Origin of the sequence: Streptomyces sp. NPDC047130 (assembly GCF_040643475.1) — a bacterium.
In the GTDB taxonomy this organism is placed as follows: domain Bacteria; phylum Actinomycetota; class Actinomycetes; order Streptomycetales; family Streptomycetaceae; genus Streptomyces.
This window is the reverse complement of sequence record NZ_JBEYUK010000003.1, coordinates 499,034-514,432: the sequence shown is the minus strand read 5'-3', so window position 1 is coordinate 514,432 and position 15,399 is coordinate 499,034. Positions and strand designations below refer to the sequence as shown.

13 protein-coding genes are annotated in these 15,399 nt (G+C 73.3%); 9 read left to right on the top strand and 4 right to left on the bottom strand.

The window, feature by feature from the left end; all coding sequences use genetic code 11:
• Positions 1 to 121 precede the first annotated feature (121 nt).
• Both ABZ836_RS07405 and ABZ836_RS07400 read right to left on the bottom strand, forming a co-directional pair.
• On the bottom strand, positions 122 to 895 hold the full coding sequence (locus ABZ836_RS07405; RefSeq protein WP_356128338.1) for a glucose 1-dehydrogenase: 774 nt from the start codon (positions 893 to 895) through the stop codon (positions 122 to 124).
• 140 nt (positions 896 to 1,035) lie between these two features.
• On the bottom strand, positions 1,036 to 1,671 hold the full coding sequence (locus ABZ836_RS07400; RefSeq protein WP_361140248.1) for a TetR family transcriptional regulator: 636 nt from the start codon (positions 1,669 to 1,671) through the stop codon (positions 1,036 to 1,038).
• Positions 1,672 to 1,880: 209 nt separating this feature from the next.
• Between ABZ836_RS07400 and ABZ836_RS07395 the strand changes: the two genes are divergently transcribed.
• The 8 genes from ABZ836_RS07395 to aroB all read left to right on the top strand — a co-directional run bounded on the left by ABZ836_RS07395 (position 1,881) and on the right by aroB (position 11,788).
• Positions 1,881 to 3,056: a transposase gene (locus ABZ836_RS07395; RefSeq protein ID WP_361140245.1), complete on the top strand. Its 1,176-nt coding sequence runs from the start codon at positions 1,881 to 1,883 to the stop codon at positions 3,054 to 3,056.
• Between the two features lie 7 nt (positions 3,057 to 3,063).
• Positions 3,064 to 4,269 (top strand): transposase, encoded by a 1,206-nt coding sequence (locus ABZ836_RS07390; protein WP_361140242.1) that lies wholly within the window; start codon positions 3,064 to 3,066, stop codon positions 4,267 to 4,269.
• Between the two features lie 312 nt (positions 4,270 to 4,581).
• Positions 4,582 to 6,705 carry a transketolase gene (gene tkt / locus ABZ836_RS07385; protein ID WP_356128327.1) on the top strand — a complete coding sequence of 708 codons (2,124 nt, stop codon included), beginning with the start codon at positions 4,582 to 4,584 and terminating at the stop codon, positions 6,703 to 6,705.
• Positions 6,702 to 7,985 carry a 3-phosphoshikimate 1-carboxyvinyltransferase gene (gene aroA, locus ABZ836_RS07380; RefSeq protein WP_361140239.1) on the top strand — a complete coding sequence of 428 codons (1,284 nt, stop codon included), beginning with the start codon at positions 6,702 to 6,704 and terminating at the stop codon, positions 7,983 to 7,985. Before tkt ends, aroA begins: the two co-directional genes overlap by 4 nt.
• On the top strand, positions 7,985 to 8,929 hold the full coding sequence (locus ABZ836_RS07375; protein ID WP_361140236.1) for a shikimate dehydrogenase: 945 nt from the start codon (positions 7,985 to 7,987) through the stop codon (positions 8,927 to 8,929). Before aroA ends, ABZ836_RS07375 begins: the two co-directional genes overlap by 1 nt.
• On the top strand, positions 8,926 to 10,110 hold the full coding sequence (aroC, locus tag ABZ836_RS07370) for a chorismate synthase (protein ID WP_361140233.1): 1,185 nt from the start codon (positions 8,926 to 8,928) through the stop codon (positions 10,108 to 10,110). Before ABZ836_RS07375 ends, aroC begins: the two co-directional genes overlap by 4 nt.
• Complete coding sequence (locus tag ABZ836_RS07365) at positions 10,107 to 10,634, top strand: shikimate kinase (RefSeq protein WP_356128315.1); 528 nt, start codon at positions 10,107 to 10,109, stop codon at positions 10,632 to 10,634. The genes aroC and ABZ836_RS07365 overlap by 4 nt, the downstream gene beginning before the upstream one ends.
• On the top strand, positions 10,631 to 11,788 hold the full coding sequence (aroB, locus tag ABZ836_RS07360) for a 3-dehydroquinate synthase (protein WP_361140229.1): 1,158 nt from the start codon (positions 10,631 to 10,633) through the stop codon (positions 11,786 to 11,788). Before ABZ836_RS07365 ends, aroB begins: the two co-directional genes overlap by 4 nt.
• Here aroB and ABZ836_RS07355 read toward each other — a convergent pair.
• Entirely contained in the window at positions 11,707 to 12,630 is a 924-nt protein-coding gene (locus ABZ836_RS07355; protein WP_356128309.1) for an NAD(P)H-binding protein, read from the bottom strand. The two genes, aroB and ABZ836_RS07355, sit on opposite strands and share 82 nt — an antisense overlap.
• A gap of 139 nt (positions 12,631 to 12,769) precedes the next feature.
• Between ABZ836_RS07355 and ABZ836_RS07350 the strand changes: the two genes are divergently transcribed.
• Positions 12,770 to 14,272 carry an MFS transporter gene (locus ABZ836_RS07350; protein ID WP_361140226.1) on the top strand — a complete coding sequence of 501 codons (1,503 nt, stop codon included), beginning with the start codon at positions 12,770 to 12,772 and terminating at the stop codon, positions 14,270 to 14,272.
• Between the two features lie 83 nt (positions 14,273 to 14,355).
• Here ABZ836_RS07350 and ABZ836_RS07345 read toward each other — a convergent pair whose 3' ends face one another.
• Positions 14,356 to 15,384 carry an Lrp/AsnC family transcriptional regulator gene (locus tag ABZ836_RS07345; RefSeq protein WP_361140223.1) on the bottom strand — a complete coding sequence of 343 codons (1,029 nt, stop codon included), beginning with the start codon at positions 15,382 to 15,384 and terminating at the stop codon, positions 14,356 to 14,358.
• Positions 15,385 to 15,399 lie beyond the last annotated feature (15 nt).

Sequence of the window (15,399 nt, the reverse complement as noted above, 5' to 3'; positions counted from 1 at the left end):
TCGAGGATCGACAGGATGGCGACGACGCCGAAGCCCGTCCAGCCCCCGTAGAAGAATGCGACGACCAGGCAAGGCGGACGAGGCGCCGACGAGCCGTGCCCGCACGGCGCCTCGTCCGCTGTCAGGCGGCGGTCCAGCCGCCGTCGACCGGCATCGCGGCGCCCGTGACGAAGGAGGCGTGGTCGCTGCAGAGCCAGGCGGCGCTGTGCGCGATCTCCTCGGGTGCGGCCATCCGCTTCTGGACGGAGCGCCCGACGAACGCCTCCTCGAGGGACGGGGTGTCCTTCAGGACCTGGTCCATCATCTCGGTGCGGGTGCTGCCGACCACCAGGGCGTTCACGCGGACCCCCTGCTGCCCGTACTCGGCCGCGGCGGCCCGTGTGAGGCCCAGGACCGCGTGCTTGGCGGCCACATAGGCGGAGGATGCCCCGGCGGCCAGTATCCCTGCCACACTGGAGGTGTTCACGATGGCCGTCGGGCGCCCCGAGCCGAGCATCGCGGGGATCTGGTGGCGCATGCAGTTCCACACGCCTCTGACGTTCACGTCCATGACCTGCTCGAAGATCGTGGGGTCCGTCTCGTGCAACAAGCCCCCGGCCACCGTGTGCCCGGCGTTGTTGAAAGCCCCGTCCAGCCTCCCGAACAGAGCCACCGTCTCGGCGACGGCCTTCTCGACCTCGATCTCCCGGGTCACGTCCCCGGCCATCACCATGGCGCGGCCCCCGGCTGCCACGATCTCGTGGGCCAGCTCGCGCAGCCGCTCCTCGCGTCGCGCCACGAGCACCACGGTCGCGCCCTCCGCGGCGAACACGCGCCCGGCCGCCGCGCCGATCCCGCTGGACGCTCCCGTGATCATGACGACCTTGTCCCGCAACATGCCTGTACCTCTGGTCATGCCGGCCTTCCCCCTGGACTGCTACTCAGGATCCTCCGGGGCGGCCTGGCTCACCTCCCCCGCTGACAGACAAAAGAATAATCCTTCTTATTTGATTTAGCTAGAAGGCGCCTGCGGCAAGGGGGTTGGGGCCGGGGGGGCTACTCCTGTCCGGGCGGGCGGACGGCCGAAACGCCGTACAGGAGCAGGTCGCGGAGCGCGGTGAAGTGCGCCCGGGCGGTGTCGGCGTTCTCGGGTGCCGAGGTAGTGCCGCGGGCGCACACCTCGGCACCCGCCACCAGGTACTGGATCATCTCCGTCACCGCATCCGGTGTGACGCCCTCCCTCAACTGGCCCGTCTCCCCGGCTTCCCGGAGCATCTCCCGGCTCAACGGCAGATAGGCCTCCGACGCATCGGCCACCTCCGGGAGTTCCCTGGCCAGTCGTACGGCCGCGCGTACCACGACGTCGCGGTGCAGCAGTTCGAGCAGGGCGAGGACGAGCAGGGAGATCCTGCGCAGCGGGGACGCCGGCAACCGGGCGACATCCTCGGCCCGCTCCCGCGTCCGCGCGAGACCGAGTTCGGTCAGCTCCGCGAACAGGTCACCTTTCGTGGGGAAGTGGAAAGTGAGTGCGCCCGTGGTGACCTCGGCCGCCCTCGCGATGTGGTGCATGGCCACGGCGCCGTAGCCGTGCGCGTCGACCTCCCGCGCGGCGGCGTCCAGCAGGGCGTCCCGGGTCAGCAGTGATCTCTTCTGCTGGCGCCCGCCTCTCCTTCCTTCTGTGTCCGGTGTCAACCGTGACCTCCCGCTTCGTATTCATGGTCCGTGCATCGATCGGTCCTACGTTCCATCGCCCACCTGCCGTCCACAACGGCGAGTTGACGAACTTGTACGCGCAGGGCACTCTCGTGCTTCCAAAGAAGAAGAATCATGATTATGTTTTGCGGGACGGTGGATCCCGCCGGCAAGGACCGACCGACCACGACCGACACAAGGAGACAGCCATGCCCGCACAGGCCGCTGCCGGCCTCGACGCACCGCGGGGTGTGCAGGAAGGTGGACCGGAAGGCCTCGCCGCCTACGAGGAGCGGGTCTTCGGATATCTGCCCCGTAGCGACCAGCGCCGCTGGGCGGCTGCCTACCTGCGTGGGCTGCTGTGCACGCCGGGACGTAAGACGGTGCGCCGGATGGCCCAGAACCTGGACCTGCCCGACACCGCGCCGCAGGCGCTGCAGCAGTTCATCACCTCCAGCCCCTGGGACTGGGCACCCGCTCGGGTGGAACTGGCCCGGATCGCCCTGGAATCGATGCCCGACGCCGTGTGGACGGCCAAGCCCGTGCTGCTGCGCAAGCGGGGCAGCCACTCGGTGGGGCTGAGGCCCGGCGTCCTGCCCGGGACCGGCCGGCGGGTGAGCTGTCAGATCGGCATCGGCCTGTTCCTGTCCGGCCGCGCGGGCAGCGTCCCGGTCTCCTGGCGCCTCCTCCTCGACGAAGCCTGGTGCGGTGACCCCGAACGGCGTCGGCGGGCGCGCATCCCGGACGAGGTGACGTCCAGGCCCGCCTGGGCCCTCGTACTGGAGATGGTGGAGCAGTTCGCCGCCGCCGGTGTGGCCGAGTCCGTTCCGCTGGTCCTCGGCCGCGACTTCGCCCCGTTCGCCGACCAGGTGGTCGCCCGTCTCACGCACAGGGGCCGGGACTTCGTCGTCGAGGTGCCGCCGGGTCAGCCGCTCGCCGAGGTGCCGCCCCGTCAGCTGCGTCCGTCCTTCGTCTCCGTCAGCGACGCGGAGTCGCTCGTCAAGGCGCGGTGCCGCAGGGCCGTCGCCGCGGTGCCCGGCCGAGCGGAGACCGTGTCGACCGTGGTGCGCCTCCTGCCGCCCCGCCGACAGGCGCCGGCCGTTCCGCAGACCCATCGGCTCGTGGCGGAGGTCTCCGCCGCACAGAGACGGTCCTCCTGCTACTGGGTCACCTCGCTCCGCGACGCGCAGCCGGTCTCCGTCCGGGTCCTCGCGCGGCGCACCGCGGTGACCGAAGCGGCCGCCTGGGACGTCCACAACGAACTCGGGCTCCTCGACTTCGAGGGCCGCTCCTTCCCCGGCTGGCACCACCACATGACGCTGGCCTCCGCCGCCTACCTCCACCGCCGCCTGGCGGCCGGTAGGTCCGCCCCCGGGCCACAGTGAGGAAGCCATGATCGATGTACACCCGCACGACGTACGCGCCGGCCGCGGCAGAGCGGCTCCGCCCGTCCCGGCCGCCCCCGGCACGGTGCTCGCCGAGCTGACCTCCCACGTCTTCGCCTCGCTGCCGCGCAGCGACCAGCGCCGCAAGGGCACCCAGTACCTCCACGGCCTGCTGACGATCCAGGGGCGCAAGTCGATACGCAACATCGCGCACCTGCTCGGCGACGAGGTGTCCGAGCAGAATCTCCACCACTTCATCAGCGACTCCACCTGGGACTGGATGCCCATCCGCCGCGCGCTCGCCGACGCCGTGGAGACGGCCCTGCCGACCCGGGCGTGGGTGGTGACCCCCATGACCATCCCGAAGGCGGGGCGGAACTCGGTCGGTGTGGGACGGCACTACTCGCCGGCGCTGGGACAGACCCTGAACGCGCAACGCGCCGTCGGGGTCTGGGCGGCCTCGGAGGCCGCGAGCGTGCCCGTCAACTGGCGCCTGCACCTGCCCTCCTCGTGGCTCATGGACACCCTCCGGCGCAGCCAGGCGGCGATACCGGAAGGGGTCAGCGCGGAGAGCCTGGCCGAATGCGCGGCCGAGGCATGCCGGGAGACCGCTACGGGCTGGGGTCTCCGGACGCGGCCCACCGTCCTGGACCTGGGCGAGGCGCCCGAACCGCTTCTGCGGGAGGCCGCACTCGGCCCCGCCCCGCTCCTGGTGCGCGTGGGACCGGACACCCCGCTCGCCGTGACGGACCTCGCCATGACCGGAAGGGAGCAGACCACGCTCACCGCGCACCGGATCATGGGCCTGGCTCGCACCCTGCGGCGGCCGGTGAGGGGAGGGTTCCCCTTCCCTCCGGGTGCGGGGGAGGACGTTCCCCTCGCCGCCGCCGTCCGCGTGGCTCTTCCCCGGCTCACGGGTCCGGGGGCGAGACCACTGGTGCTCCTGGGGATGGGCGCGTACGGCACCCGGTGGCCCGGCGAGTTGTGGCTGTCCAATCTCGCCACGGCGCCCCTGGAGCACCTGGTCCGCCTGAGACAGCTCACCCACCGGGTGACCCAGGACTCCGCGGTCGTCGCGGACCGGGTGGGCCTCCGCGACTTCACGGGGCGCTCCTTCAACGGGTGGCACCGGCACGTCACCCTCGCCTCGGTCGCCCACGCCGCCGCCGTCCTGGCCGACCGGACCCGGCGACTGCCCCGCGGAGCGGGTTAGCGGGTCAGGGGCTGTCCGCCGGACGGGCCCTCGTTATCGAAGTCCGGCTTGGGCCACGACGGCCCGACCCCTAGTTTTGAACGGCGGCCGAGGAAACGGCCCGACACCGTCGTCGGCCTCCTCGCCGCCGGACCCCCTCGCCGCCGGACCCCCTCGGGCGGCACTCCGCCGTCTCCCTCGCCGGGAGGCCGGCCCCGGGCAGGGACTCCCCCCGGACGCGTTTCCCCGCACGTCTCGACCGTGCTGTTCCGCACCGCTTCCTGATCACTCCGCGGTTCTCCCGGACCGCCGAACCCTGTAGGGACGAGACCCATGCAATCACCACCGCAGACCGCACCGGAGCAGCCGACCCTCGGTGCCGGGGAACCCCTCCGCCCGTCCGGAGGGTGGAGCTCGCTCGACCAGCGGGCCGTCGACACCGCCCGCGCCCTGGCCATGGACGCGGTGCAGCACGCCGGGCACGGGCATCCCGGGACCGCGATGAGCCTCGCGCCGGCCGCGTACGTCCTCTTCCAGAAGGTCATGCGCCACGACCCCGCCGACCCCACCTGGGCAGGACGGGACCGCTTCGTCCTCTCGGCGGGCCACGCCAGCGTGCTCCTGTACGTCCAGCTGATGCTGGCCGGCTACCCGCTGACCCTGGACGACCTGCGGGAGTTCCGCCGGTGGGGCAGCCGCACCCCCGGGCACCCGGAGTACGGTCACACGCCCGGAGTGGAGACCACCACGGGGCCGCTGGGACAGGGCGTCGCCAACGCGGTGGGCATGGCCATGGCCGCACGCTACGAGCGCGGCCTGTACGACCCCGAGGCCCCGGACGGCGCGTCCGTCTTCGACCACACCGTCTGGGTCGTCGCGGGCGACGGCGACCTGCAGGAAGGCGTCTGCGCCGAGGCGTCCTCCCTGGCCGGACACCAGAAGCTGGGCAACCTCGTCGTGCTCTGGGACGACAACCACATCTCCATCGAGGGGGACACCAGCACCGCCTTCTCCGAGGACGTCGAGCAGCGGTACGCCTCCTACGGCTGGCACGTCCAGCGCGTCGAGCCGAAGCCCGACGGCGACCTGGACCCCCGGGCCCTGCAGGAGGCCTTCCTCGCGGCACAGCGGGAACGGGACAGGCCCTCCCTGATCGCCGCGCGCTCCGTCATCGCCTGGCCGGCCCCCCGGGCCCGCGGCACCGCCGCCGCCCACGGCGCCGCGCTCGGCACCGAGGAGGTCGCCGCCACCAAGGAGGTGCTCGGCCTGGACCCGAGCCGCTCCTTCCACGTGCCGGAGGAGGTGCTCACCCACACCCGCGCGGCCCTCGACCGCGGCCGGGCCCAACACGCCGCCTGGAACGCCCGCTTCGCCCGCTGGCGGGAGACCCACGCCGACCGGGCCGCGGAGTACGGGCGGATCACCCGGGTCGAGCTGCCCACCGGGTGGGAGAACAAGCTGCCCTCCTTCGAACCCGGCACGGCCGTGGCCACCCGCGCGGCGTCCGGCGCCGTACTGGCGGCACTGGGACCGCTGCTCCCGGAGCTGTGGGGCGGCTCGGCCGACCTCGCGGGAAGCAACAACACCACGATCGACAGCACGTCCTCCTTCCTGCCGGCCGGCAACCCCCTGCCGCAGGCGGACCCGTACGGCCGCACGGTGCACTTCGGGATCAGGGAGCACGCCATGGGCGCCGTGATGAACGGCGTGGCGCTGCACGGCTCGACCCACGTCTACGGCGGCACCTTCCTTGTCTTCTCCGACTACATGCGCCCCGCCGTGCGGCTCGCCGCGCTGATGCGGCTGCCGGTCACCTACGTGTGGACCCACGACTCCGTCGGACTCGGCGAGGACGGCCCCACCCACCAGCCGGTCGAACAGCTCGCCTCCCTGCGCGCCATCCCCGGCCTCAACGTCGTGCGCCCCGCCGACGCCAACGAGACCGCGGTGGCCTGGGCGGAGATCCTGCGCAGACGCCGCACCGCCCCGGCCCCGCACGGCATCGTGCTCTCACGGCAGAAACTCCCCGTCCACGCCCCCGACGCGCGGGCCGCACGCGGCGGCTACGTCTTCCACGAGGCCGAGGGCGGAGCGCCGCGAGCCCTGCTCGTGGCCACCGGCTCCGAGGTCTCCCTGGCGGTCGCCGCGCGGGAGTTGCTGCAGGAGCGCGGCATCCCGACCCGCGTCGTGTCGATGCCCTGCCTGGAGTGGTTCATGGAACAGGACCGCGCCTACCGCGACCAGGTCCTCCCCCCCGACGTGCGCGCGCGGGTGACGGTCGAGGCCGGCGTCGGCCTGGGCTGGGACCGCCTGGCGGGCGACGCGGGACGCGTCGTCTCCCTGGAACGGTTCGGTGCCTCGGCCGACGGCGCGCTGCTCTTCCGCGAGTTCGGCTTCACCCCCGAGGCGATCGCCGCCGAGGCGGAGAGCGCCGTGGAGAGGGCGGCACGCCGATGACCACGCGACCCCCCGCGCTCCGCCCGCTGACCGCCCGCATCCCCGGCTCCAAGAGCATCACCACCCGGGCTCTGCTGCTGGCCGCCGCGGCGGACGGCACCAGCAAGCTCTGGGCCCCGCTGGTCAGCCACGACACCCTCGCCTTCAGGACGGCCGTCGCCGGCCTCGGGGCACGCATCGAGAGCAGCGACGACGACCAGTGCTGGAACGTGACCGGCACCGGCCGCGGCCCCGTCGGCACCGCACAGGTGTGGTGCGCGGACGCGGGCACCGCGGCCCGGTTCCTGCCCCCGTACAGCGCGACGGGTGAGGGCGCCTTCACCTTCGACGGCTCCGGACAACTGCGGGCCCGCCCGCTGGGTCCCCTGATGGAGACCCTGACCGCGCTCGGCGCCCACCTGGAGACCCCCGTGCAGGGGCGCCTCCCGCTGACCGTCCACGCCGGTGGTCTGGAAGGCGGCGAGCTGCGGGTCGACTCCTCCATGAGCAGTCAGTTCCTCAGCGGTCTGCTGATGGCCGCCCCGCTGATGCGGCGCCCGGTCCGGGCCGACCTGCGACAGGCGGTCAGCCGTCCCTACCTCGACATGACGCTGGCCCTGATGCTGCGCTTCGGCGCGGACGTGGAGGAACACGGCGACGGCGTCATCGAGGTGCGGCCGGGCGGCTACCGTCCCACCGCCCTCGTCGTCGAACCCGACGCCTCCACCGCCTCGTACGTCTTCGCCGCGGCCGCGGCGACCGGGCACCGGGTGACGGTGCCCGGGCTCTGCGAACGAAGCCTCCAGGGCGACCTGGGCTTCGTGGAAGCGCTCGGCGAGATGGGCGCCCAGGTGGAGATCACGGACCGCGTCGTCTCCGTGACCGGCACCGGCGGGCTGCGCGGTGGTCTGGACCTCGACATGGGTGACATCTCCGACACCTTCATGACCCTCGCCGCCATCGCTCCGCTCGCCGACGGGCCGGTGACCATCCGGGGCGTGCGGCACGCGCGGTTCAAGGAGTCGGACCGCATCGCCGCGACGGCGCAGAACCTGCGCGCCTGCGGCATCAGGGTGGACGAGACGGAGGACTCGGTCACCGTCCACCCCGGCACCCCGCGCCCCGCCCGGATCGCCTGCCACCGGGACCACCGGATCGCCATGGCCTTCTCCGTCCTGGGTCTCGCCGCGCGCGTCCCGCTGACCCTCGACGACCCGTACTGCGTGACGAAGACCTTCCCCGGGTTCCACGAGGAGTTGGCACGGCTCTTCCCCGACCACACCGTCCCGGAGCGCTCCTGATGGAGTCGACGACGACAACGCACGCACGGCGCAGGGCGGCGGTGCTGGGCTCACCCATCGGGCACTCCCTCTCCCCGGACCTGCATCGCGCGGCCCATGCGGCGCTCGGCCTCACCGGCTGGACGTACGGGCGCTTCGAGGTCGCGCCGGAAGGACTCGGAACGTTCCTCGACGGCCTCGGGCCCGAATGGGCCGGCCTGTCGGTCACGATGCCGCTGAAGCGTGCCGTGATCCCGCTGCTCGACGAGGTGAGCCGTCTCGCCGCCACCGTGCGGGCCGTGAACACCGTCGTCCTCCACCCGGACGGACGGCGCACCGGGGACAACACCGACGTCCCCGGCATGGTCGCGGCCCTGGGCGAGCTGGGTGTGCGGAGGGTGCGATCCGCCACCCTGCTCGGCGCGGGAGCCACCGCTTCCTCGGCGCTCGCGGCGCTGCGGACGCTCGGCGCGGACGAGGTGACGGCCTACGTGCGCGGTGCGGACCGCGCGGCCGAGATGCGCGAGTGCGGGGAACGCCTGGGACTGGAGGTGCGCACCGTTCCCTGGACGAGGGCGGCGCGAGGACTGACAGCCCCCCTGGTCGTCTCCACCACCCCCTACGGCGCCACCGACGCCTTGGCCCAGGCCGTGCCGTCCACCCCGGGCGTCCTCCTGGACGTGCTGTACGACCCGTGGCCGACCGAGCTGGCCGGGGCCTGGCGCAGGGCCGGCGGCGTGGCCGCGGGAGGCCTCGGCCTGCTGACGCACCAGGCCGCGCGCCAGGTGGAGCTGTTCACGGGATGCCCCGTGGCACCACTGGACGCGATGCGCGGTGCCGCCGAACGCGCCCTCGCCGCGGCCGCGAACACACGACCCGCCACTCACGGCGGCCGACCACCCACCGGTCACGGCCCCCAGGGCGCCCACGGTGACCAGGACCCGAGGAAAGCAGGGAAGAGATGAGCAGGTTGCGCTGGCTCACAGCGGGGGAGTCCCACGGACCCGCGCTCGTCGCCACGTTGGAGGGCCTGCCCGCCGGCGTGCCGATCACCACGCAGACGGTGGCGGACGAGCTGGCACGGCGGCGGCTGGGCCACGGACGCGGCGCACGCATGACGTTCGAGCGGGACGAGGTGACCTTCCTCGGCGGGGTACGCCACGGGCGCACCCTGGGCTCGCCGGTCGTGGTCATGGTGAAGAACACCGAGTGGCCGAAGTGGGAGCGGGTGATGGCGGCCGACCCGGTCGACCCCGCCCTCCTGGCGAGCACGGCCCGCAACGCCCCGCTGACGCGCCCGCGCCCGGGCCACGCGGATCTCGCGGGGATGCAGAAGTACGGCTTCCCCGAGGCGCGCCCCGTGCTCGAGCGGGCCAGCGCACGGGAGACGGCGGCGCGCGTGGCACTCGGCACGGTGGCCCGCTCCTACCTGAGGGAGACGGCGGGCATCGAGATCGTCAGTCACGTCGTGGAACTGGGCGCCGCGAAGGCCCCGTGCGGAGTGGTGCCGGGGCCCGGCGACGTGGCCCGCCTCGATGCCGACCCGGTGCGTTGCCTGGACGCGGACGCCTCCGAGGCGATGGTCGCCGAGGTCGATCAGGCCCACAAGGACGGCGACACCCTGGGCGGTGTCGTCGAGGTCGTCGCCCACGGCGTGCCGGTCGGTCTCGGCTCGCACGTGCACTGGGACCGCCGCCTCGACGCCCGGCTCGCGGCCGCCCTGATGAGCATCCAGGCGATCAAGGGCGTGGAACTGGGTGACGGCTTCGGTCTGGCGCGAGTGCCGGGCTCGCGGGCGCACGACGAGATCGTGCCCACGGCTGACGGCATCCGCCGCTCCTCGGGCCGCTCCGGCGGTACCGAGGGCGGCCTGAGCACCGGGGAGCCCCTCCGTCTGCGGGCCGCGATGAAGCCGATCGCGACCGTGCCGCGCGCCCTGGCCACCGTGGACGTCACCACCGGTGAGGCGGCCGCCGCCCATCATCAGCGCTCGGACGTCTGCGCGGTGCCGGCCGCCGGGATCGTGGCGGAGGCGATGGTGGCGCTCGTCCTGGCCGACGCGGTGGCGGAGAAGTTCGGCGGCGACAGCACCACCGAGACCCGCCGCAACGTCACCGGCTTCCTCGAGCACCTGGAGATCGCGTGACCTCCCCGCTCGCCGTACTGGTCGGCCCTCCCGGCGCGGGCAAGACCTCGGTCGCGAGGATCCTCGCGGAACGCACCGGGACGACGGTACGGGACACCGACGAGGACATCGTCCGGATCACGGGCCGTTCCGTCCCCCAGATCTTCGCCGAGCAGGGCGAGACGCACTTCCGTGCCCTGGAGCACGAGGCGGTCGTCGCGGCACTGCGCGAGCACTCCGGAGCGCTCGCCCTGGGAGGCGGTGCCGTCGTCCGCCCGGACACGCGCGCCGCGCTGCGCGGACATCCTGTCGTCTTCCTGGACGCCACGCTCCGCGACGTGCAGGAGCGGCTGCGGGGGAACGACTCCCGGCCGCTGCTGCGGGAGGACCCGTGGTACCAGTGGCTGACGCTGATGTCCCGCAGGCGCCCCCTGTACCTGTCCGTGGCGCGGGCCGTGGTGGCCACCCACGGCCGCACCCCCGGGCAGGTCGCCGACGCCGTGCAGTCCGCGCTGACGGGCGTGTCCGTCAGGACTCCGTCATGAGGGGCACGGAGGCGCCCGCGGTCCGCGTCGGCGTCGGCGGGAGCGCCGGGACGGACCCGTACGAGGTGGTGATCGGGCGTCGGCTGCGGGACCGGCTCTTCTCCCTGGTCGGACCTGCGCGGCGGGTGGCCGTCGTCCGTCCCGCCGCGATGGCCGCTGCCGGCCGGGAGATGAGCGCCGACCTCACCGCGCAGGGCTTCGAGGTGACCACCGTCCAGGTCCCGGACGCCGAGGGGGCCAAGAGGGCTGAGGTGGCCGCCTACTGCTGGCAGGTGCTGGGGCAGTCCCGGTTCACCCGCAGCGACGTGATCGTCGGGCTCGGCGGCGGGGCGACCACGGATCTGGCGGGCTTCGTGGCGGCGACCTGGCTGCGCGGTGTCCGCTGGATCGCCGTTCCGACCACCGTGCTCGCCATGGTGGACGCCGCGGTGGGAGGCAAGACGGGGATCAACACCGCCGAGGGCAAGAACCTGGTCGGCGCCTTCCACCCGCCGGCCGGGGTGCTGTGCGACCTGGCGGTGCTGGACTCGCTGCCGGTCGACGACTACGCCTCCGGACTCGCCGAAGTGATCAAGGCCGGATTCATCGCGGACCCCGCGATCCTGGACCTGATCGAGGCCGACCCGCGGGCGGCCCGCACGCCGTCCGGACAGCACACCGCGGAACTGATCGAGCGCGCCGTCCGGGTCAAGGCCGCCGCCGTCTCGGAGGACCTCCGCGAGTCGGGCCGCCGCGAGATCCTCAACTACGGGCACACCCTGGGCCACGCGATCGAGCGGAACGAGCGGTACACGTGGCGCCACGGCGCGGCAGTGGGCGTCGGCATGGTGTTCGCGGCCGAACTGGCCCGGCTGGCAGGCCGGTTGGACGACGTCACGGCCGCCCGCCACCGCGCGGTCCTGGAGTCCGTGGGCCTGCCGGTGACCTACCGCGGTGACCAGTGGCCCCGGCTCCTGGACGCCATGAGGGTCGACAAGAAGACCCGTGGCGACCTCCTGCGCCTCGTCGTCCTCGACGGACTCGGCAAGCCGTCCGTCCTCGAGGGCCCCGACCCGGACCTGCTCCACGCCGCCTACGTCGAGGGCGTCGCCGTCGCACCGGCCGAAGAGCCCGCCGCCCCCTCGGCCTCCTTCGGGCCGAAGGAGGAGGCATGACGCCGCGCCCAGGCCCGAAACGTACCGGGGTCCCGGCCGGTCGCTTCCCGCACTCCACCGTGCACGGTGCTCTTGCCCCCGCGGGCCTGCCGGTCCGCGCTCTCCAGCAGAGCCCGGGCGAGCTCGGCGGGGAAGCGGGCGCGCCACGCCCCCAGGGCCTCCTCCTCGGTCAGCTCCTCGTGCCGCACGGGCCGGCCGAGAACCTCCGACAACTGCGCGACCTGCTGACGGGCCGAGAGGGGCTCCGGGCCCGTCAGCGCGTAGGCCTGACCCGCGCACCGCGCGGAGGTGAGGGCCCGGGCCGCCGCGGCGGCCACGTCCCACGGGTCGACGCAGGAGTTCGGGGAACCGCCGTGCAGCGTGCGCACGAGGCCGCTGTCGCGCACGGTTCCCGCCCAGCCCAGGCAGTTGGACATGAACGCGCGGGGACGCAGCAGCGTCCAGGACATCCCGGACGCCCGTACACGCTCCTCGCACACGCGCTGCCAGCGCGTGATCGCGTCCTGTGCGCGCGGGTCGGTCACCGCGAGGGCCGAGAGCTTCACGACGTGCCGGACCCCGGACCGGCGGGCGGCAGCGAGGAGGTGCGCGTCATGGGCGTCCCGTAGAGGGTCGAACGTCACCACCAGGAGCGCGTCCGCCCCGGTCAAGGCCCGCGTCAGCGAGTCCGGCTCGTCCAGGTCCGCCTCGACGGCCAGGCCGGGCACCCCCAGGCGGATCGCCCGTTCGGGGGAACGGGTCAGGCAGCGCAGGTGGTGGTGGGGGGCCAGGAGGCGGGCCACCCGACTCCCGACCGTGCCCGTCGCGCCCGTCAGTGCGATCCGCAAGGTCTCCGCTGCCATGTCCCGCTCCCTGTCCGTCCCTGGTTCCCGCGTGTCCATGGTCCCCGCGTGGCGGATCGTCTCGCCACGCCGTGTCCTGGAGTGCATACTCACTTCAGAAGAAAATAATCATTCCTATGTTTTCCCGTGGAGGAAGCACATGACTGCGCGTAGCGCGACACCACGCCGGGCCTGGCTCGGCTTCACCCTCGTCCTGAGCCTGGTGGCCCTCGTGGCCATGGACAACTCGGTGCTCTACCTTGCGATGCCGAGCATCACGGAGGCCATCTCCCCGACCGCCGGTCAGGCGCTGTGGATCGTCGACATCTACGGCTTCGTGGTGGCCTCGCTCCTGATCGCCTTCGGCAACCTCGGTGACCGGCACGGCCGGCTGAAGTTCCTGCTCGGCGGCGCCACCCTGTTCGGCATCGGATCGGCCGGTGCCGCCGTGGCCGGCACACCCGAGATCCTCATCGCCTCCCGGGCGCTGATGGGGCTCGGCGGTGCGACGCTGCTGCCCTCGGGCCTGGCGATCGTCAGCAACCTCTTCCCCGACGCCAGGCAGCGTGCCCGCGCCATCGGCATCTTCGCGGCCACCTTCGCGGCGGGCTTCGCGGTCGGACCCGTCGTCGGCGGGCTGCTCCTCGACGGCTTCTGGTGGGGCTCGGTGTTCCTGATCAACCTGCCGATCGTCGCGGTCTTCCTGGCGTTCGCCCCCACGTTCCTCAAGGACGTCCGCGAGGCCCGGCCGGGCCGGGTGGACGCGCTGAGCGTGGCGCAGTCGGCGATCGGCATCCTGCTCGCCGTCTATTCGGTCAAGGCCGCCGCCGCGGAAGGCTTCTCGGCCGGGCAGTCGGCCGTCGGCGTGCTGGGCGTCGCCATCCTGGTCTGGTTCGTGCGTCGGCAGCTCACACTCGAGGAGCCGCTGCTCGACCTGAAGCTCTTCCGCGACCGGGTCTTCACGGTCGCCGTGCTGACGGGGCTCCTGTCCCTGGTGGCGTGGGCCGCGGCCGGCTACCTCAGCGGCGTGTACCTGCAGTCGGTGCTCGGGTTCAGCGTGCTGGCCGCGGCGTTCTTCGCGCTGCCGGGGGCGGCGGTGCTCACCGCCGCCTGCGTCGGCACGGCCGGTGTGGTGGAGCGGATCGGCAAGCGGGCCGCGCTGATCGCCTCGCACTTCTTCATGGCCGTGGGGCTCGCGCTGCTGCTCTTCACCGGTTCCGACGGGGGTGCGGCGTTCTACATCGCCTCGACCGTCATCGCCGGTGTCGGCTACGGACTCTCCTTCAGCCTGGTCGCGGAGACCGCGGTGGCGGCGGTGCCCCCGGAGCGCGCCGGCTCGGCCGGTGCGATCGCGGAGATGAGCAACGAGTTGGGCAACGCCCTGGGCATCTCCCTGCTCGGTTCGCTCGCGGCGTACCTCTTCCGGCTCCTGGGCCCGGGCGTCTCGGGCACCCTGGACACGACCCTCGGGTCCCCGGGCCTGTCGGCCGAGGACGCGGAGCAGGCGAAGGACGCCTTCGTGACGGGGCTGCACGCGGCGATCGGCGTCGCCGCCGCGCTCACCTTCGCGCTCGGTCTCCTCGCGGTGCGGTGGCTGCCGCGCGAGGACCGGGGCGCGACGGCCGGAGAGCTCTCGGGCGAGGAGGTGCGGGTGGTGTCCTGAGACGAGACGTGATGCGCCGGGACGCTTCCCGGTGCATCGTCTCCGAACGGCGTCCGCCTCGGTGCGGGCGCCGTTCCGTGACGTCAATCGGCCTGCGGATCCCAGTAGTTGAGCGGCGCCACGGCGGCGCTCCGGCCCCGGTGGTCGAGGACGCGGCCGACGTGCTTGACGGTGCGCAGGACGACGGCACGCTCCACGACGCGCAGTTCCTGACGGGCCAGGCGGTTCTCCAGGTGCGCCTCCAGCATGTGCACGTCCGACAGCGCGCGCACCCAGAGGTCGAGGACCAGGTTCGCGGGGCCCGAGGTGATGCTGCACATGCGCAGCTCGGGCAGGGTACGGAGCGCGGCCACCGTGTCGTCGAGGTGGCGGGCGGGAACGGAGACGAAGAAGACGACCGACACGGGGTAGCCGGTGAGCGGCCGGGCGAGGGCGCAGCGCAGCGACAGGCGCCGGTTGCCGGTGAGGACGCGGAGCCTGCGGCGTGCGGTGGAGACACTGGTGTCCGCCGCGCGCGCGAGGGCTTCCAGCGGCATCCGGCCGTCGGTGCCCAGGGCGAGCGCGATGCGTCGGTCCAGCGGGCCCAGGGGAGCGTCCGGGGCCTCGTCGGGCGGGACCGCCAGGGCGTCACGCTGGGCGCGGTCCAGGACGTCGAGCCGCCACGCGGCGCCCTCGAACGGCGCCGCCGTGATGACGTGGACGCGGGTGGCCCGGATCCCGGGCAGGCGGGCGATGCGTTCCCCCGCGAGCTGCGACAGGGCGTGCAGGTCGCTCGCGCCGACGATGGCGAGCAGGTCACGCCCGCCGGTGGTCTGCTTGAGGCTGAGGATGTGCCGGTCGTGGGCGAGCAGACGCAGCGTGTCCTCGCGCGGCGTGCCGCCCATGTCGATCTCCAGATGGGCGTAGACGCCGTCGTCGTGACCGGGGGAGAGGTAGCCGTCGACCCAGGCGACTCCCGCGTCCACCAGCCGGGCCCAGCGGCGGGCGGCCGTGACCGGATCGACGTCGAGGACCTCGCCGAGCCTCGTCCAGGGCACCCTCGGGCGGATCTGCAGCGCGTGCACGATGGCGAGGTCGAGGTCGTCGGGGCGGACCGTTTGCTGCGTTCCCATGGGCGCTCCGAATCC